The sequence below is a fragment of the Pseudomonas sp. Z4-7 genome, assembly GCF_051131965.1.
GTDB lineage: Bacteria > Pseudomonadota > Gammaproteobacteria > Pseudomonadales > Pseudomonadaceae > Aquipseudomonas.
In genome coordinates this window covers 1,644,680-1,663,568 of sequence record NZ_CP071642.1, presented here as the reverse complement: position 1 = coordinate 1,663,568, position 18,889 = coordinate 1,644,680, and the positions used below count along the sequence as shown (strand labels likewise).

At 61.9% G+C, this 18,889-nt stretch carries 19 protein-coding genes; 10 read left to right on the top strand and 9 right to left on the bottom strand.

Translation table 11 applies throughout. From position 1 onward, the window contains the following. Positions 1-85: 85 nt before the first annotated feature. Positions 86-526 (bottom strand): GlcG/HbpS family heme-binding protein, encoded by a 441-nt coding sequence (locus J3P91_RS07445; RefSeq protein ID WP_434603173.1) that lies wholly within the window; start codon positions 524-526, stop codon positions 86-88. Positions 527-792: 266 nt separating this feature from the next. On the opposite strand from J3P91_RS07445, the gene gcl reads away from it, so the two are divergent. From gcl to J3P91_RS07400, 9 genes are all read left to right on the top strand, one after another. Further along, entirely contained in the window at positions 793-2,568 is a 1,776-nt protein-coding gene (gcl, locus tag J3P91_RS07440) for a glyoxylate carboligase (protein WP_305496119.1), read from the top strand. 130 nt (positions 2,569-2,698) lie between these two features. Beyond that, positions 2,699-3,481 (top strand): hydroxypyruvate isomerase, encoded by a 783-nt coding sequence (gene hyi, locus J3P91_RS07435; protein WP_434603171.1) that lies wholly within the window; start codon positions 2,699-2,701, stop codon positions 3,479-3,481. A 164-nt stretch (positions 3,482-3,645) separates the two neighbouring features. Further along, positions 3,646-4,536, top strand: coding sequence for a 2-hydroxy-3-oxopropionate reductase (locus J3P91_RS07430; protein ID WP_434569418.1), 891 nt, complete (start codon positions 3,646-3,648; stop codon positions 4,534-4,536). Between the two features lie 144 nt (positions 4,537-4,680). Further along, complete coding sequence (locus J3P91_RS07425; protein WP_434603169.1) at positions 4,681-5,961, top strand: glycerate kinase type-2 family protein; 1,281 nt, start codon at positions 4,681-4,683, stop codon at positions 5,959-5,961. Then, positions 5,951-7,366, top strand: a complete 1,416-nt coding sequence (gene pyk / locus J3P91_RS07420; RefSeq protein ID WP_434603167.1) for a pyruvate kinase — start codon at positions 5,951-5,953, stop codon at positions 7,364-7,366. The genes J3P91_RS07425 and pyk overlap by 11 nt, the downstream gene beginning before the upstream one ends. Before the next feature lie 121 nt (positions 7,367-7,487). After that, complete coding sequence (locus tag J3P91_RS07415; protein ID WP_434603165.1) at positions 7,488-8,399, top strand: urea transporter; 912 nt, start codon at positions 7,488-7,490, stop codon at positions 8,397-8,399. Positions 8,400-8,420: 21 nt separating this feature from the next. Further along, complete coding sequence (locus tag J3P91_RS07410) at positions 8,421-9,245, top strand: ion transporter (protein WP_434569422.1); 825 nt, start codon at positions 8,421-8,423, stop codon at positions 9,243-9,245. A gap of 93 nt (positions 9,246-9,338) precedes the next feature. Beyond that, positions 9,339-10,337: a sulfate ABC transporter substrate-binding protein gene (locus J3P91_RS07405; protein ID WP_434603163.1), complete on the top strand. Its 999-nt coding sequence runs from the start codon at positions 9,339-9,341 to the stop codon at positions 10,335-10,337. Positions 10,338-10,572: 235 nt separating this feature from the next. Then, positions 10,573-11,772, top strand: a complete 1,200-nt coding sequence (locus tag J3P91_RS07400; RefSeq protein WP_434603161.1) for an MFS transporter — start codon at positions 10,573-10,575, stop codon at positions 11,770-11,772. Positions 11,773-11,833: 61 nt separating this feature from the next. Here the strand turns inward: J3P91_RS07400 and J3P91_RS07395 are convergent, their stop codons facing one another. The 4 genes from J3P91_RS07395 to J3P91_RS07380 form a co-directional block, all read right to left on the bottom strand. Continuing rightward, positions 11,834-12,025, bottom strand: a complete 192-nt coding sequence (locus J3P91_RS07395) for a PLDc N-terminal domain-containing protein (protein WP_053149901.1) — start codon at positions 12,023-12,025, stop codon at positions 11,834-11,836. 70 nt (positions 12,026-12,095) lie between these two features. Beyond that, positions 12,096-12,626 (bottom strand): hypothetical protein, encoded by a 531-nt coding sequence (locus J3P91_RS07390; RefSeq protein ID WP_434603159.1) that lies wholly within the window; start codon positions 12,624-12,626, stop codon positions 12,096-12,098. 90 nt (positions 12,627-12,716) lie between these two features. Further along, complete coding sequence (locus tag J3P91_RS07385; RefSeq protein WP_434569426.1) at positions 12,717-13,235, bottom strand: ankyrin repeat domain-containing protein; 519 nt, start codon at positions 13,233-13,235, stop codon at positions 12,717-12,719. A 93-nt stretch (positions 13,236-13,328) separates the two neighbouring features. Further along, positions 13,329-15,152: a long-chain-acyl-CoA synthetase gene (locus J3P91_RS07380; protein WP_434603157.1), complete on the bottom strand. Its 1,824-nt coding sequence runs from the start codon at positions 15,150-15,152 to the stop codon at positions 13,329-13,331. 355 nt (positions 15,153-15,507) lie between these two features. On the opposite strand from J3P91_RS07380, the gene J3P91_RS07375 reads away from it, so the two are divergent. After that, entirely contained in the window at positions 15,508-15,786 is a 279-nt protein-coding gene (locus J3P91_RS07375) for a DUF3509 domain-containing protein (protein WP_186637286.1), read from the top strand. Positions 15,787-15,872: 86 nt separating this feature from the next. Here J3P91_RS07375 and mtnC read toward each other — a convergent pair whose 3' ends face one another. Genes mtnC through J3P91_RS07355 form a run of 4 tightly spaced genes read right to left on the bottom strand, consistent with a single transcriptional unit; the run spans position 15,873 to position 18,887 of the window. Next, entirely contained in the window at positions 15,873-16,556 is a 684-nt protein-coding gene (gene mtnC, locus J3P91_RS07370; protein ID WP_434603155.1) for an acireductone synthase, read from the bottom strand. A gap of 4 nt (positions 16,557-16,560) precedes the next feature. Then, a complete protein-coding gene (locus J3P91_RS07365) occupies positions 16,561-17,106 on the bottom strand; it encodes a 1,2-dihydroxy-3-keto-5-methylthiopentene dioxygenase (RefSeq protein WP_434603153.1) in 546 nt (181 codons plus the stop codon). An 18-nt stretch (positions 17,107-17,124) separates the two neighbouring features. After that, positions 17,125-17,745, bottom strand: a complete 621-nt coding sequence (locus J3P91_RS07360; RefSeq protein WP_434569429.1) for a methylthioribulose 1-phosphate dehydratase — start codon at positions 17,743-17,745, stop codon at positions 17,125-17,127. Next, positions 17,742-18,887 carry an MFS transporter gene (locus J3P91_RS07355; protein ID WP_434569430.1) on the bottom strand — a complete coding sequence of 382 codons (1,146 nt, stop codon included), beginning with the start codon at positions 18,885-18,887 and terminating at the stop codon, positions 17,742-17,744. The genes J3P91_RS07360 and J3P91_RS07355 overlap by 4 nt, the downstream gene beginning before the upstream one ends. Positions 18,888-18,889: the final 2 nt, after the last annotated feature.

The following is an 18,889-nucleotide window of genomic DNA, read 5'->3' as shown; positions in this document are numbered from 1 at the left end:
TGCGCATTTCTTAAATTATGTGTCCAACACCCAACCCTGTGGGAGCGAGCTTGCTCGCGATGGCGCCAGTCCAATCACTACATAATCAAGCAACCACCCCCGCATCCGCCCTTAACCCCGACACCTCCACCGCCCTGATCGCCACCTGCTCATCCACATCCGAAACATCCCCGCTGACACCAATCGCCCCTATCACCCTCCCGTCCTGATCCCTGATCAACACTCCGCCCGGCGCCGGCACGACGCTGCCTTGCCCCAAGCCGTTCAAAGCGGCAAAGAACGCCGGGCGCTGCTGGGCGTCCTGGGCCAGCAGGCGTGAGCCCTTGCCCAGGGCGATCGCGCCCCAGGCCTTGCCGATAGCGATTTGCGGGCGCAACAGGCTCGCACCGTCCTCGCGCTGCAAGGCTACGAGGTGTCCGCCGCTGTCCAGGATCGCGACGGTCAAGGGGGCTGCGCTGATCTCGCGGCCTGCGGCAAGGGCTTGCCCCGCCAGGCTGACGGCGATTTTCAAGGTGAGATCGCTCATGGGTGCTGTCCTTCTTTAGTCATGGGAGAGCCTCGAGGCTTTACTTTCAGCAAAACCGAATTCAGTAAATAGAACACAACAAACCTAATTTTTGTATACAATAATTTTCACTATCCGCCTTAAGCGACAAAAGGCATCAGCAAAATCTGGCATCTGAGAACCAAACAGCTGCTTGAGAAAATCAATTGACCTTAGCCGTCTGCCGTGAATAAACTCCGATCCACAGCCACTTGTATACAATTACAAAACGTAAGAGGCACAAAACAATGAGCAAAATGAGAGCAATCGAAGCCGCCGTCCTGGTGATGCGCCGTGAAGGCGTAGACACCGCCTTCGGCATCCCGGGTGCCGCGATCAACCCGCTGTACTCTGCCCTGCAAAAGGTTGGCGGCATCGATCATGTCCTCGCTCGCCACGTTGAAGGCGCCTCGCACATGGCCGAGGGCTACACCCGGACCAAGGCCGGCAACATCGGCGTGTGCATCGGTACTTCGGGGCCGGCGGGCACTGACATGGTCACTGGCCTCTACAGCGCTTCGGCCGACTCGATTCCGATCCTGTGCATCACCGGACAAGCGCCCCGCGCCCGCATGCACAAGGAAGATTTCCAGGCGGTGGATATCACCAGCATCGTCAAGCCCGTGACCAAATGGGCGACTACCGTGTTGGAGCCGGGACAGGTGCCCTACGCCTTTCAGAAGGCTTTTTTCGAGATGCGCTCCGGCCGTCCGGGCCCGGTGCTGATCGACTTGCCGTTTGACGTGCAGATGGCCGAGATCGAATTCGACATCGACGCCTATCAGCCGCTGCCCCTGGCCAAGCCGGCCGCCAACCGGGTGCAGATCGAGAAGGCCCTGGCGATGCTGAATCAGGCCGAGCGCCCATTGCTGGTGGCGGGTGGAGGCATCATCAATGCCGATGCCAGCGACCTGTTGGTGGAGTTCGCCGAGCTCACCGGCATCCCGGTGATCCCGACCTTGATGGGCTGGGGCACGATCCCGGACGATCATCCGTTGATGGTAGGCATGGTCGGCCTGCAAACCTCGCACCGCTACGGCAACGCCACCTTGCTCAAGTCGGACGTGGTGCTGGGCGTCGGCAACCGTTGGGCCAACCGCCACACCGGTTCGGTAGACGTCTACACCGAAGGCCGCACGTTCATTCATGTCGACATCGAACCGACCCAGATCGGCCGGGTGTTCACCCCCGACCTGGGTATCGTTTCCGACGCAGCCTCGGCCCTGACCGTGTTCATCGAAGTGGCCCGCGAATGGCAAGCCGCCGGCAAGCTGAAGAACCGCAGCGCCTGGCTTCAGGATTGCCAGCAACGCAAGGCCAGCCTGCAACGCAAGACCCATTTCGACAACGTGCCGGTGAAACCGCAGCGCGTCTACGAGGAAATGAACCAGGTGTTCGGCAAGGACACCTGCTATGTCAGCACCATCGGTCTGTCGCAGATCGCCGGGGCGCAGTTCCTCCACGTCTACAAACCACGCCACTGGATCAACTGCGGCCAGGCCGGTCCCCTGGGCTGGACCATTCCGGCCGCGCTGGGAGTGGTCAAGGCCGATCCGGATCGCAAGGTCGTGGCGCTGTCGGGCGACTATGATTTCCAGTTCATGATCGAAGAACTGGCGGTGGGCGCACAATTCAAGCTGCCCTACATCCACGTCGTGGTGAACAACTCCTACCTGGGCTTGATCCGCCAGGCCCAGCGCGGCTTCGACATGGACTACTGCGTGCAGCTGTCCTTCGACAACCTCAACGCACCGGAGCTCAACGGTTATGGCGTGGACCACGTCGCCGTGGCCGAGGGCCTGGGTTGCAAGGCATTGCGGGTGTTCGAGCCGTCAGGTATCCAGCCAGCGCTGCGCAAGGCCCAGGAAATGATCGAAGAGTTCAGGGTGCCAGTGATCGTCGAGATCATCCTTGAGCGGGTGACCAACATTTCCATGGGCACCGAGATCAACGCCGTCAATGAATTTGAAGACCTGGCGCTGGTGGGCAACGATGCACCCACCGCGATTTCATTGCTCGACTGACCTTCTCCTGTGGGAGCGAGCCTGCTCGCGAAGGCGATCTACCCTTTATTGAATGTTGACTGACATACCGCTTTCGCGAGCAGGCTCGCTCCCACAAGGGAGGCCTGCCAACTATTTACAGGAGACCACCATGCCGCGTTTCGCCGCCAACCTGTCCATGCTGTTTACCGAGCAGGATTTCCTCGCCCGTTTCGAAGCGGCCGCCAAGGCCGGTTTCAGTGGTGTCGAATACCTGTTTCCCTACGACTACAGCTCCGCTGAACTCAAGACCCTGCTCGATGCCCATGGCCTGACCCAGGTGCTGTTCAACCTGCCGGCCGGCGACTGGGCCAAGGGTGAGCGCGGTATCGCCTGCCTGCCGGATCGGGTCGAGGAGTTCCGCGCCGGGGTCGACCTGGCGATTGCCTATGCCAAGGTGTTGGGCAACACCCAGGTCAATTGCCTGGCCGGGATCCGTTCGCAGAAGTGCGACGAAGCGCTGGCGGAAAAAACCTTCGTCGCCAACCTGAAATATGCCGCCGAAAAGCTCCAGGGCGCCGGCATCAAGCTGGTGATGGAAGCCATCAACACCCGCGATATCCCGGGTTTTTTCCTGAACAACACCGCCCAGGCCCTGTCGATCCGCAAACAGGTGGGCAGCGCCAACCTGTTCCTGCAATACGACATCTATCACATGCAGATCATGGAAGGCGACCTGGCCCGGACGCTGTCGGCGCATCTGGGCGAGATCAACCATGTGCAACTGGCGGACAACCCGGGCCGCAACGAGCCCGGCACCGGCGAGATCAACTACCGCTTCCTGTTCGAACACCTGGATCGCATTGGTTATCAGGGGTGGATCGGCTGTGAATACAAGCCGCTCACCACGACCGAAGCAGGCTTGGGCTGGTTGAAAAGCCATAACGCGATCTGACCTGACACGAGCTTTTGTGGCGAGGGAGCTTGCTCCCGCTCGGCTGCGAAGCAGACGCATGTTTTTTCACCGATGGATTTCTGGGGCCGCTTCGCGGCCCAGCGGGAGCAAGCTCCCTCGCCACAGAGTCCGCGGGGCACCTTAAACAAGAGAGGATTTTCCACATGGCTAAAATCGGATTCATCGGCACCGGCATCATGGGCCACCCCATGGCACTGAACCTGCAAAAGGCCGGTCACAGCCTGTTCCTGACCCAGCATCACGACGCTGCCCCGGCCGACCTCGTGGCAGGCGGCGCGGTGGCGCTGGCCAACCCGAAGGAAGTTGCCCAGGAGGCCGAGTTCATCATCGTCATGGTCCCGGACACACCGCAGGTCGAGGATGTGCTGTTGCGCGCCGACGGCGTAGCGGCCGGCGTGGGCGCGGGCAAGGTGGTGATCGACATGAGCTCGATCTCCCCTACCGCCACCAAGGCGTTCGCGGCGAAGATCAATGAAAGAGGCGCGCAGTACCTCGACGCCCCGGTGTCGGGCGGTGAAGTCGGCGCCAAGGCCGCGACCCTGAGCATCATGGTCGGTGGCGACAGCGCCGCGTTCGAGCGCGCGCTGCCACTGTTCCAGGCGATGGGCAAGAACATCACCCTGGTGGGCGGCAACGGCGATGGCCAGACCGCCAAGGTGGCGAACCAGATCATCGTCGCGCTGAACATCCAGGCCGTGGCCGAGGCCCTGCTCTTCGCCTCGAAGAACGGCGCGGACCCGGCCAAGGTCCGTGAAGCGCTGATGGGCGGTTTCGCCTCGTCGAAGATCCTCGAAGTGCACGGTGAGCGCATGATCAAGGGCACCTTCGACCCGGGCTTCCGCATCAGCCTGCACCAGAAGGACCTGAACCTGGCCCTGCAAGGCGCCAGGGAGCTGAACATCAACCTGCCCAACACCGCCAACGCCCAACAAGTGTTCAGTACCTGCGCGGCCATGGGTGGCAGCAATTGGGACCACTCGGCGCTGATCAAGGGGCTGGAGCATATGGCCAATTTCTCGATTCGCGACAAATAGGCCCTGCCCTGCCCCTGTGGGAGCGAGCCCGCTCGCGAAGCGGTGTGTCAGTCAACGCTTGATTGGCAGGTTGACCGCCTTCGCGAGCAGGCTCCCACAGGTAACCGAGTCGCCTCAGCCAATAATAAAAATCGGGAGCCCGCCATGTCGGTCGATCCGCAACAATTGCTGCGCGAGCTGTTTGCCACGGCCATCGACGCGGCCCATCCGCAGCACGTCCTCGAACAGTACCTGCCCGCTGACCGCAGCGGTCGGGTGATCGTCATCGGCGCCGGCAAGGCCGCCGCGGCCATGGCGCAAGTGGTCGAGCGCTGCTGGCACGGAGAAGTCAGCGGCCTGGTGGTAACCCGCTACGGCCATGGCGCGCCCTGCGAGAAAATCGAAGTGGTCGAGGCCGCTCATCCAGTACCGGACGCCGCTGGCCTGGAAGTGGCCGGACGGGTGCTCGAACTCGTCAGCAACCTCAACGAAGACGACCGGGTGATCTTCCTGCTGTCCGGCGGGGGCTCGGCGTTGCTGGCCTTGCCGGCGGCGGGCATCACCCTGGCCGACAAGCAATCGATCAACAAGGCCCTGCTCAAGTCTGGCGCCACCATTGGCGAGATGAATTGCGTGCGCAAGCACCTCTCGGCGATCAAGGGTGGCCGACTGGGCAAGGCCTGCTGGCCGGCGACCGTCTACACCTACGCGATTTCCGATGTGCCCGGTGATCTCGCCACGGTCATCGCCTCCGGCCCCACCGTGGCCGACCCCAGCACTTCGGCCGACGCGCTGGCGATTCTCAAGCGCTACGGCATCGAGATCCCGGCCTCGGTGCGCACGTGGCTGCAAAATCCGGAATCGGAGACCGTCAAGCCCGGCGACCCGAGTCTGGCACGCAGTCATTTCCAGCTCATCGCCCGTCCTCAGCAATCCCTCGAAGCCGCGGCGGTGAAGGCTCGCCAGGCCGGTTTCAGCCCATTGATCCTCGGTGACCTGGAAGGCGAATCCCGGGACGTGGCGAAGGTCCACGCCGGCATCGCCCGGCAAATCGCCCTTCACGGCCAGCCCTTGGCTGCGCCGTGCGTGATCCTCTCCGGCGGCGAAACCACGGTCACCGTGCGCGGCAATGGCAGTGGCGGGCGCAATGCCGAGTTCCTGCTGAGCCTGACCGACAGCCTCAAGGGCCACCCCGGCATCTATGCACTGGCGGGCGACACCGACGGCATCGACGGCTCCGAAGACAACGCCGGCGCCATCATGACTCCGGACAGCTATCGCCGCGCCACCGAGCTGGGCCTGAACGCCAGCGATGAACTGGATAACAACAACGGCTACGGCTACTTCGCCGCGCTGGACGGGTTGATCGTCACCGAGCCGACCCGCACCAACGTCAACGATTTTCGCGCCATCCTGATCCTCGAGAACCCGAAAAATGACGCCTGACAAGAAGGTCAAGATCCTCGCGACACTCGGCCCCGCCACCCGTGGGATCGATGACATCCGCGAACTGGTGCAGGCCGGAGTGAACATCTTTCGCCTGAACTTCAGCCACGGCGACCACGCCGACCACGCCCAGCGCTACCAGTGGATCCGCGCAGTCGAGCAGCAGCTCAATTACCCGCTGGGCATCCTGATGGACCTGCAAGGACCAAAACTGCGGGTCGGCAAGTTCGCCGATGGCAAGGTGCTGTTGCAGCGCGGTCAAGCCTTGCGTCTGGACCTGGACCCGACGCCAGGCGATCAGCGTCGGGTCAACCTGCCCCACCCGGAAATCATCGCCGCGCTGGAGCCGGGCATGGACTTGCTGCTCGATGACGGCAAGCTGCGCCTGCGGGTAACCGCCAGACACACCGACGCCATTGATACCGAGGTGCTCAACGGTGGCGAACTGTCGGACCGCAAGGGCGTGAACGTGCCCCAGGCCGTGCTCGACCTGAGCCCGCTGACCGCCAAGGACCGCCGCGACCTGAGCTTCGGCCTGGAGCTGGGCGTGGACTGGGTGGCGCTGTCATTCGTGCAGCGTGCCGAGGACATTCGCGAAGCCCGCGCGCTGATTGGCGACAAGGCGTTCCTGATGGCCAAGATCGAGAAGCCCTCGGCCGTCGCCCAACTGCGGGAAATCGCCGAACTGAGCGACGCGATCATGGTTGCCCGAGGTGACCTGGGCGTCGAGGTGCCGGCCGAGAGCGTGCCGCAGATTCAGAAAAACATCATCGGCACCTGCCGCGCCCTCGGCAAACCGGTGGTGGTGGCGACACAGATGCTTGAGTCGATGCGCTTCTCCCCGGCGCCGACCCGCGCCGAAGTCACCGATGTCGCCAACGCCGTGGCCGAGGGTGCCGACGCGGTGATGCTGTCGGCGGAAACCGCCTCGGGCGACTATCCCCTCGAAGCCGTGCAGATGATGAGCAAGATCATCCGCCAGGTGGAAAACGGCCCGGACTACCAGGCACAACTCGACGTCAGCCGACCGAAAGCCGAGGCCACGGTGTCGGACGCCATCAGTTGCGCGATCCGCCGGATCAGCAACGTGCTGCCCGTGGCGGTGCTGGTCAACTACAGCGAGTCGGGCAGCTCCAGCCTGCGGGCGGCGCGGGAACGGCCGGCGGTGCCGATCCTCAACCTGACGCCCAACCTGCAGGCGGCCCGTCGCCTGACCGTCGCGTGGGGCGTGCATTCGGTGGTCAACGATCGGCTGCGGCAGGTGGACGAAGTGTGTTCCACCGCGCTGGAAATCGCCCAGGCCCAGGGCATGGCCCAGCGTGGCGACACCCTGCTGATTACCGCCGGCGTGCCGTTCGGGCAGCCGGGGTCGACCAACTCCTTGCGCATCGAGACCCTCATCTGATTTTCCGTGGCGAGGGAGCTTGCTCCCGCTGGGTCGCGTAGCGGCCCCTTTTTTTGCGGTCGCTACGCAACCGAGCGGGAGCAAGCTCCCTCGCCACAATGTTCCCTTATCCCTGACCCATATGCCCAACCATTCTTCATCCTCCCACTGCCCAGACTGGGCCACCGCCCTGCTCAACGGCTTCAGCCAGATTTTCCTCCAGCGCCATCCCCTGTGCGGCCTGTTCTGCCTCTTGGCGATTCTGCTCACCGCGCCAGCGTTGTTCGGCGGCGCGCTACTGGGCGGCGTGGCCGGATTGCTGACGGCCCAACGACGTGGTTATGCCAAGGAGGATCGGCAGGCCGGGCTGTTCAGTTATAACGCCATCCTGCTGGGTTTGCTGCTGAGCCTGGCATTGCCTTGGTCAGCCCTGTTGCCGCCATTGATCATCGCCGCTGGCGGCCTCAGCGCAATGCTGACCCAGCAGTGGCTCAAGCGCACCCGAGGCCCACGCTGCCTGCCCGCCTACACCGCGCCTTTTGTCGGGCTCGGCTGGTTGCTGCTGGGTCTCGCCCCGCCTGCGCCCTTGCCCGCTGCACTGGAGCAGACACTCCCCAACCTGTTGCTTGCCCCGCTGAACGGCCTGGGCCAGGTCATGTTTCTCGACCAGCCCCTGGCTGGTGTGCTGATCACCATCGGCCTGCTGATCGCCAACCGTCGCGCCGTCGGCTGGGCGCTGTTCGGTTCCGTCGCAGGCTTTGCCTTTGCCTGGCTGCACGATTGCCCGCACGCCTTGTCCGGCCTGGGCGGCTACAACCCGGCGTTAGCGGCCCTGGCCCTGGGCCAACACGCACGCGGGCCATGGCAGCCGCTGGCGGGCGTGCTGCTGGCGGTCCTTCTCGCACCGGGTTTCGCGGCGCTGGGCGTGGCGCCGCTGACGGCGCCTTTCATTCTCGCGTGCTGGCTGGTGCATGCCACCGCGCGGCTTTGGCACCCAGCCTGTCTCGACATCGCGCCTTGCGCTCTGCGGGGCAATCACCCTAGGCTGCGCTGATCATTGGTTCAGGCGAAGGTTATGGACAGCAACAACAACTGGCGTGAACGCCTCTACGTGATCATTTTCCAGACCGACACGGTGGCCGGCCGGCGCTTCGACAGCACGCTGCTGTTGATCATCCTTGCGAGCCTGGTGATTGTGATGCTCGACAGCATCGACAGCGTGCACAAGAACTACGCGGCCCTGCTGGCCTACATCGAGTGGGGCTTCACGTTGATTTTCATCGTTGAATACGGCCTGCGCCTGTACTGCTCGCCCAAGCCGCTGCGCTATGCGTTCAGCTTTTATGGCCTGGTGGATCTGCTGGCGATCGTGCCGGGCATCCTCGCGTTGTACTACAGCGATGCCCAGTACCTGCTGATCGTGCGGATCATCCGCATGCTGCGGATTTTCCGCGTCCTCAAGCTCAGCCCCTACCTCAAGCAGGCCAACTATCTATTGGCCGCACTGCGCGGCAGCAAGCAGAAAATCATCGTGTTCCTGGTCAGCGTGTCGACGCTGGTGACGGTGTTTGGCACCCTGATGTATGTCATCGAAGGCCCCGAGCATGGTTTCACCAGCATTCCCAAGGGCATCTATTGGGCTATCGTGACATTGACCACCGTAGGCTTCGGCGACATCGTGCCGAAGACGCCGCTGGGCCAAGTGGTTTCGTCCCTGGTGATGATTACCGGCTACTCGATCATCGCCGTGCCGACGGGTATCTTCACTGCGGAACTCGCCACCGCCATGCGCGGTGACCAGCTCAAGCACAATTGCCCGGTGTGCAGCAAAAACAACCACGAACATGGCGCTGCATTCTGTTCTCGTTGCGGTAACGCACTGTTTAAAAAATTGGAATAAGCAAAGCACTTTTTAATTCTTGATGACCTATAAGCTAATCGCTAGGGTGCTGGCTTATCGCCCGCATCCCTTGCCAATAAAAAGGACCTCGCAGTGAAGAATTTCTTTGGCGCCTCCCTCCTCGCCGCCGGCCTGGCGTTCGGCAGCCTGGCCCACGCCGCCCCGACTCTGCTCAACGTTTCCTACGACGTGATGCGGGATTTCTATAAGGACTACAACGCCGCGTTCCAGAAACACTGGCAGGCCGAGCACAACGAAAGCATCACCGTGCAGATGTCCTTTGGCGGTTCGAGCAAGCAGGCGCGTTCGGTAATCGATGGGCTGCCGGCGGATGTCATCACCATGAACATGGCGACTGACATCAATGCCTTGGCCGACAACGGCAAGCTGGTTCCGGATAACTGGGTCACCCGTCTGCCGAACAACAGCGCGCCGTTCACCTCGGCCACCGTGTTTATCGTGCGCAAGGGCAACCCGAAAGCGTTGAAGGACTGGCCGGACCTGCTCAAGGACGGCGTGCAAGTGATCGTGCCCAACCCGAAAACCTCGGGTAACGGCCGCTATACCTACCTTTCGGCCTGGGGTTATGTGCTGAAGAATGGCGGCGATGAAAACAAGGCCAAGGATTTCGTCGGCAAGCTGTTCAAGCAGGCCCCCGTGCTGGATACCGGCGGTCGTGCCGCGACGACTACGTTCATGACCAACCAGATCGGCGATGTGCTGGTGACCTTTGAGAACGAAGCGGAAATGATCGCCCGTGAATTCGGTCGCGACCAGTTCGAAGTGGTCTACCCAAGCGTCTCCGCCGAAGCCGAGCCACCGGTTAGCGTTGTGGATAAAGTCGTCGAGAAGAAAGGTTCCCGCGCCGCTGCCGAGGAGTACCTCAAATACCTGTGGTCGCCCGAAGGCCAGGAAATTGCCGCCGCCAACTACCTGCGCCCTCGCAACCCGGCGGTGCTGGCCAAATACACCGACCGTTTCCCGAAAGTGGATTTCCTCTCGGTGGAAAAAACCTTCGGCGACTGGCGCACCGTGCAGAAGACCCATTTCAACGATGGTGGGATTTTTGACCAGATCTATAGCGGGCAATAAGCCCCGGCTCGGCTAACCAGTCAGAACCTGTGGGAGCGAGCTTGCTCGCGATTGCGTCTGTATATTCAACATCACTGATACAGAAAGACCGCTATCGCGAGCAAGCTCGCTCCCACAGGAGTCTGAAGACCACCATTAATTCCGGGCATGACTGCTATCAACCCCAAGCCCTGTTCCAGAGCCCTGCAAGTCTTTAGCCTCTCGCCATCCCTTTCAATCGATCGATGAGATTGCCATGAGTGCTCATTCACCCGCCTCGCCCGCTGCCCTGACCCAGGGCATGGTCCTGCTGTTTGCCTTCTGCTGCGGCGCCATCGTTGCCAATATCTACTACGCCCAACCCATCATCGAACTGATCGCGCCCGACGTCGGCCTGTCCAGCACCATGGCCAGCCTGATCGTCTCGCTGACCCAGATCGGCTACGCCCTGGGCCTGTTTTTCCTGGTGCCGCTGGGGGATTTGCTGGAAAACCGGCGCTTGATGATCCTCACCACCGTGGTGGCAATCGCCAGCCTGCTGGGCGCGGCGTTTACCGAGCAGCCGAACGTGTTCCTGCTGGTGTCATTGCTGGTGGGGTTCAGTTCCGTCTCGGTGCAAGTGCTGATTCCGCTGGCCGCGCACCTGGCGCCGGAAGAATCCCGGGGACGGGTCGTGGGTGGGATCATGGGCGGCCTGCTGTTGGGGATCCTGCTGGCGCGGCCGGTGTCCAGCCTCGTCGCCGATCACCTTGGCTGGCGGGCGATGTTCATGATCGCCGCCGCGTTGATGGCGGCAATCAGCATCGTCCTGGCATTCACCGTGCCCAAGCGCCAGCCCGAGCACCGCGCCTCCTACCCGCAACTGCTGGGCTCGCTCGGCACCCTGTTACGCCAGCAGCCGCAGTTGCGCCAGCGGGCTTTGTACCAGGCGTGCATGTTTGCCACGTTCAGCCTGTTCTGGACCGCCGTCCCCCTGGAGCTGTCGCGCAACCATGGCCTGTCCCAGACTGAAATTGCGCTGTTTGCGCTGGTCGGCGCCATCGGTGCCGTCGCCGCGCCGATTGCCGGCCGCCTGGCAGACGCCGGCCACACCCGAATTGCTTCGCTGCTGGCCATGCTGTTCGCCAGCCTGAGTTTCCTGCCGGCGTTCATCCATCCCGCTTATAGCGTGATCGGCCTAGCGGTGACCGGCGTGGTCCTGGATTTCTGCGTGCAGATGAACATGGTCCTGGGCCAGCGCACCATCTACGCCCTTGACGCAAAAAGCCGCAGCCGCCTGAACGCGCTGTACATGACCAGCATCTTTGTCGGCGGCGCTTTCGGTTCGTCCATCGCCAGCGCCGTCTACGAGCATGGCGGCTGGCTGTGGGTAGTGATCGTCGGCAGCGCCTTCCCGTTGCTGGCCCTGTTGCGTTTCCTGAGTGCTTCGAAGAAGGCTTCGCTGGCGACGGCCTGATACCGTCGAACAAAAAAATGCCCGACAGGCCAGGACCTGTCGGGCTTTTTTCATGGAGCGGTCAGACCCGCACGTTGCCCCGCGGCCCGGCAATCGCCCAGATGATCAGGCCCAACACCGGCAGCAGGAGAATCAGCAGCACCCACAGGACTTTCGCCCCGGTGCCCGCGCCACTCTTGAGCACATTGATGATCGCCCAGATATCGAGCGCCAGGATGATCAGGCCAATCAGGCCGTTGAAAGTGGAACCCATGGTGTCGCTCCCGAATGGTGGTATGCACACTTAGGATAGCGGGGTCCGGGCAAGGGTTCCGTTTATTGTTTCAGACGTGAACCGCGATCTTGAGCGCTTCCAGGGCGGGGGCCGCGGCGATGCCGACTTCGCCACACAGTTCCAGCACACGCGGCACGTCGTTGCCGTACACCAGCACCATCTGCAATTCATCGTCGAGCAACTGGCTGAAGTTCATCAGCACGTAGCCGCCGTTTTCCTTGTTCAGGCTGCTCATCTGGATCTGGATACGATTGAGCGCGGTCAGCGCCTCGGTCTTCGCCAGTTGCTTGGGCTTGAGGTTGAACGCGACGCCAGGGCCGAACGAGGCGACGATCTGCTCGAACAGGTCGACGTAGGAGTCGGCCTGGAACAGCACGGTGTCCGGCAGACTGCCTACCACCACCCACTCCCCCAGCGGGATCGGGAAGCTGTCGTCATAGTTGATGTCCGGGTTCGCCGCCAGGAACGTCACCGGGTCGGCGTAGGCCTGGGCCGCTTCGTCGGCGATTTTCTCGATGTCCGCCTCGCCCAGGCAGCCGGAGCTGATTTTGCTGATGAGTTCGACGAGTGCGGCTTTCATTGGGCGGATCCTGTGGCTGAATTTTCAGGCGCGCAGGATAGCGCATCACCCCAGGTCAAGTCAGGAACCCTGTGGCTGGGGAGCCAGGCTTCAGCCCAACAACTTTTCCAACTGCGCCGTGGTGTCCACCGCGCCCATGGTCCTGGCCGCATCCAGCGCCGATACGCCGTTGGCATCCTTGGCCTTCGGGTCGGCGCCTTTGCTGATCAGGTAATCGACTATTTCCACCCGGTTGAACATCGCCGCCATCATCAGCGCCGTGCGGCCATCGAACGATGAGCCTTCGACTTGCGCGCCGCCATCGACGAGGGCCGAAACCACCGCCAGATCCCCCTTGAACGCCGCACCGGCAATCGGGCTCTGGCCGTTGTCGTTGCGGACTTCCGGATCGGCCTTATTCTCCAGCAGCACTTTTACCGTCTCCACGTGCCCGTGGTACGCGGCCAGCATCAGCAAGGTGTCGCCCTTGTGATTGCGCAGGTTTGGCGGCAGGCCCTTGCTCAACAGCGCGGCCATCATCGCGGCATCGCCCTGACGAGCGACGTTGAATACCTGCTCGGCAAACTCCGCAGCCTCTTCCGGGGTCATCTGGCGGCTTGTATCGGACATGGACAACTTCCTCTGGCTTTTGCAAAGCCGCTAGTTTCCCGAGGGACTCATAGCCTGTCATCCCTTTTTTCTCTGCAAGAGCCATAGCCACAATCAATAGCGGTATTGCCCACCCTGGATCTGCGTCGCCAGTTGGCGGTCCACCCGCACGTAGGTCGAGGTGTCGGGGAGCCAGGCGTAGATCGGTTCCTCGCCCGTGAGGCAGGGGTCAAAGGCTTCGGCCTTGAGACGGGTTTTCTGATACTTGAACGTGCCGGTCGTTTCCATCTTCACCTTGATCCGCAGGAACAGCGGCACCGCGTAGGCCGGCAGCTTGCCTTGCAGAAATTGCAGCAGCTCGCTGAAATCCAGGGTCGCCAGGGACTCGGCCGGGGTGATCGCGGCCATCCCGGCGCGGCCGTTGGTGCCGGTGATCTCCACGCCGTAGGCCACCGCCTCGGCGATCTGTGGATGTTGCAGGAGCACGTTTTCGACTTCGGTGGTGGAGACGTTTTCGCCTTTCCAGCGATAGGTGTCGCCGAGGCGATCAACGAACTGCCCGTGGCCGAAGCCGATATTGCGCAGCAGGTCGCCGGTGTTGAAATAACAATCGCCTGGGACGAAGACGTCTCGGCAGACGGTTTTTTCGGTCTTGGCCGGATCGGTGTAGCCATCCAGCGGCGCCTTTTCGTCGATGCGCGCCAGCAGCAGGCCCGGCTCGCCTTTTGGGACTTTCTGCATGCGCCCTTGCAGGTTGCGCAAGGGCGCACCGCTGTCATGGTCGTACTGCACCAGTTCCCAACCCATCAGGGAAAACCCGACCGTATTATCGAAGTTCAGGATGTTGGTGAAGCCGATATTGCCGTCGCTGGCCGCATACAGTTCACAGATATGGCCAATTCCGAAGCGGGTCTTGAAGGCCAGCCAGGCGCCCGGGCGCAAGCCGTTGCCGATCATCTTCCGGACCTCATGCCGCCGGTCGTCGGCGCTGGCGGGCTGCTCGATCAGGTAGCGACACAGTTCGCCGACATAACCCAACGTGGTCGCCCGGTAGCGACGCACGTCGCTCCAGAATTGGCTGGCGCTGAACTTGCGGCGGATGGCGAACCCCGAGGCACCGCAAACTGCCGCACCCCAGCAAACACACAGGCCGGTGGCGTGATACAGCGGCAGCGTGCAATAAACGACGTCATCGGGCTGCATGTCCAGGGCGATCAGGCCAAAACTGGTGGAGGTGCGCATCCAGCGTCCATGGCGGAATACGCCGGCCTTGGGTAACCCGGTGGTGCCCGAGGTGTAGAGATAAAAACAGGGATCGTTGAAAAACACCTGTCTGCCAAGCGGGTTATCGCCTGGGTAATCCTCGCTGCCGACCATCAGGTCGACGAATCCGCACGGAACCGCGCCACTGTCCTGGTCGGCAACCCACCAGGTCCGCGCATCCGCCAGCGCCGTTCGGCCGCGCACGTCGTTGAAGACCGCGACCCGTTCATCCCCGACCACCACCGCCACCGGCGCGACCAGCGCCAGGCTGTGCACCAGGGCGTCTCCGGTTTGCGATGTATTGATCATCGCGCTCACCGCCCCGACCTTCGCCACCGCCAACACCGTAATCAGCAACTGCGGGCGGTTTTCCAGAACAATCGCCACGCAGTCGCCCTTGCCAATACCTTGCGCCAGCAAGTAATGGGCAATGCGATTGGCCTGTTCATTGACCTGTGCATAAGACAGCACCGTGTCGCCGCAGAGCAGCGCCGGGCCGAGGGGATTGCGTTGCGTGGCCTGTTCGAAACACCAACCAAGGCCGCAAGGCTGGGTGGGGTCCTGGACGTTGGCGAGTTTCAGGCCTTTGATGATTCGGGGAACAACTCTGGCAATGACGGGCAGTTTGCGCAGCATCATGCCCCAGGTAATAGCGTCGCTGGGTGTACGACTCATGGACGATCCTTCCCCGTTCGACCTTGTGGGCCGCGGTTCTTGTTATGGATTGGGCGAATCTGGAGGGAAATTACGCCAGCGATTCCGGTGCTGTACATGCGGTTTTTGCAATGTTTTGTATCCGCTGTGGTGAACAGGCGAAGCGGGAGCGCCAGGATGCGGTTTGGTTCCAAAAATAATCAAGCATCCCCGCAAAATGCAGGATGCACGATGGCCGTTCATGCAAGATGCACGAATGCAAAAAAACCCTAAAAGATTAACTTCTTGTTTTTAAAGGAGTTTTTCAGTATTCCAATGCTGGCATAGACACTGCAACTACCCCTCCACGGTTTGCCATACCATGGAGCAGTCAACTATGAACATGATTCAAGAGAAGTTTGCATCGCTGTTTTCCAACTACGAAGTCACCACGCAGCCTCGCCCGGACGGCGGCATCCTGCTGACCTTGCGTAACAGCGATGGCAAACTGTTCAAGCGTACGATTTCCTACGCTCAGCTGCATGCCGGGGATCAACTCTCCTGGGCGATCAGTGCCATTCGCCGTGATCTGGCTGAACAGGCCAGCGAACTGCCACCGGTCGCGATGCTGCAGAGCCAGCACCGTTTCGCGCTGCCGACCTATCACAGCGCCTGACAGCAACCAGCTTCAAGCTCTGAACAAAGACAGGCCATGGAACCCAGCGGTTCCATGGCCTGATTTTTTTAGCCGCGAGAAGGCGTTCAGAAGCGCGAAGGTTCGATCTGCGCGAAGCTTTCCACCGTTGTGTGGCCGGCCAGATCACCGCCCTCGCGGGCCAATCCACAGGTTGCCATTCCGGCATTTCTGGCCGCGTCCAGTTCCTCGACGATATCCGACAGAAACAGGATTTCCTGCGGCGCGATCCCCATCGCCTCGCTGATTCGCCGATACGACTGCGCATCCCGCTTGGCTCCCGACGTGGTGTCGAAATAACCGCTGAACAACGGCGACAGGTCGCCAGCCTCGGAACAGCCGAAAATCAGCTTCTGTGCCTGGATCGACCCTGAGGAATAGACAAACAACCGGTAACCTTGCCGATGCCAGGCTTCGAGCGCCTGCGCCGCGTCAGGATAAACATGCCCTTTCAACTGGCCGGCCGTGTATCCCTGCTCCCAGACCATACCCTGCAACGCCTTGAGAGGCGTGGCCTTGCGGTCTTCGGCAATCCAGCCCAGCAGGATCGCGATGACCCGTTCGACGTCCGCGTTCGGCTCGGCACTGTCGCGGCGCACGGCGTCCAGTTGTTCCGCGACGTCGGCGCGCCCGGCGTTGTGCCGGACAAAATCCGGCAGGTGTCGGGCGGCATAGGGAAACAGCACGTCGAATACAAAACTGACCGCGCTGGTGGTGCCTTCGATGTCGGTGAGGATAGCCTTGATCGTCACGGGCTCAGTCCTCCAGGCGCGGGAAACGGCTGGCAATTTCATCACCGGTGAACTTGGCGACCCAGCCCTCCGGATTATTGAACAGCCGAATGGCGACGAAATGTGGGTGTTCGCCCATGTCGAACCAATGCGGCGTACCGGCGGGCACCGAGATCAGGTCGTTCTTTTCGCACAGTACCGCGTAGACGTAGTCGTCGATGTGCAAGGTAAACAGGCCACGACCGGCGACAAAAAAGCGGACTTCGTCCTCGCCGTGACGGTGCTCATCAAGAAACTTGGCGCGCAGTTCGGCTTTTTGCGGGTGGTCGCTGTTGAGGCTGATGACATCCACCGTGACGTAGCCGCGCTCGCTCATGAGCTTGTCGATCTGGGTCCGGTAGGCGCCAATCACTTCCTCCTGGCTGGCGCCGGGCTGGATCTTCGTCGCGGCTTCCCAACGATCGAAGCGCACGCCTTTTTCGGCGAGGGTCGCGGCGATGTCTTCGAAATGGGTCAGGACCTTGTTCGGAATCTCGGGACTTGAAACGTGATAGACGGACAGGCTGCTCATGGTCATGGCTCCAGCAATTTAACGGTTCAGGACTGTGCGAGTCTTGAGCTCGCATTCAAACAGGAACTCGAACGCCTCGATTTGCCGCAGCGCATCGTTCATGCCCGGCCCCCAGGTGTACAGGCCGTGCCCACGGATCAGATAACCGACGCAATCGGGGTGCGCGTCGAGCCAGGGCTGAACCTTGGCGGCGAGGCGCGCGATGTCCTGGTCGTTGTCGAAAATCGGCACGCGAACCTGGGACTCATGGGTCGTGACTCCGCTGAAGGCCTTTTGCAGCTCGTAGTCCTCGAAGTCGATAAAGGCTGCGCCGGTCAGGCGCGAGAGCACCGTGGCATTCACCGAATGGGTGTGCAGCACCGCGCCGATCTGCGGCCGCCAGCGATACAGCTGCGTGTGCAACAGGGTTTCGGCAGACGGTTTCTTGCCCGGCTCCAGGCTGTTGCCGTCCAGGTCGGTGGCAAGCACATCGTCGACGCCCAGTTGCCCCTTGTGTTTGCCGGAAACGGTAAGCAGGGCCTGGTCGGAAGACAACCGGGTCGAATAATTGCTGCTGGTGGCCGGGGACCAGCCGCGACCATACAGAAAACGCCCGGCGTCGATGATTTCCCGGGTGAGTTGTTCACGGGTAAGGCTCATGGCCTGTCCTCTTGCATGCGTGTGGCAATGATAACGGCTGCAGCGAAGGCTGCGAGACTGGCGATGTTGAAAGTCCAACCGGCGCCCAGGGCATTCCAGCTGTAGCCGGAATACAGTGCGCCCAGCGCCCCGCCGGTGCCGGCCAGCGCGGCGTATAGCGCCTGCCCCTGACCTTGCTGGCGTGAGCCGAAGCTACGTTGCACGAAATGGATGGCAGCGGCGTGAAAGCTGCCGAACGTCGCCGCGTGCAGGACCTGGGCAAGCAACAGCACCCAGAGAAACTCCGCCAACGACCCCAGTAGCAACCAGCGCAGCGCCGCCAGCAGGAAGCTGGCCATCAACACCCGGCGCACGGAAAACCGCGCCAGGATCCGGCTCATCAGCAGGAAAACCAGCACTTCCGCGACCACGCCGACGGCCCAGAGCATGCCGATCAATCCGCGGCTGTAGCCCAGGCGTTCCAGGTGCAACGTCAGGAAGGTGTAATACGGCCCATGGCTCAGTTGCATCAGGCCAACGCAGGCATAAAACGCCAGCACGCCCGGATTGCGCAACTGCCGCAGGAAACCGTCCCCGGCCACCCGCGGCCCCTGAACGGGCTGGGCGTTGGGCACCCAGAAACTGCTGAGCACGATGCCACCCATGATCAACGCCAGCGCCACGGGATAGATGTCCAGGCTCAACCATTCGAACAACCGACCGAGCGCGACCACGGTGATGATGAAGCCGATGGAGCCCCACAGGCGGATCTGGCTGTAGCGCGCCGCCTGCCCGCTCAAGTGGGCCAGGGTGATGACTTCGAATTGCGGCAGCACTGCGTGCCAGAAGAACGCATGCAGCGCCATGACCATCGCCAGCCAGGCGTAGCTTCTGTCGATGAAGATCAGTGAGAAACTGAGCAGCGTACAGATCGCGCCAAACCGCACGATTGCCAGGCGCCGGCCGGTGTAGTCACCCAGCCAGCCCCAGAGGTTCGGCGCGACGCAACGCATCAGCATGGGAATCGCCACCAGCTCGCCGATGCGCGCGGCGTTGAACCCGAGGTGATCGAAATACAGCGCCAGGAACGGCGCGGTCGAACCGAGCAACGCAAAGTAAAACAGATAGAAGCTGGAAAGCCGCCAGTACGGCACTGCCGCCATGG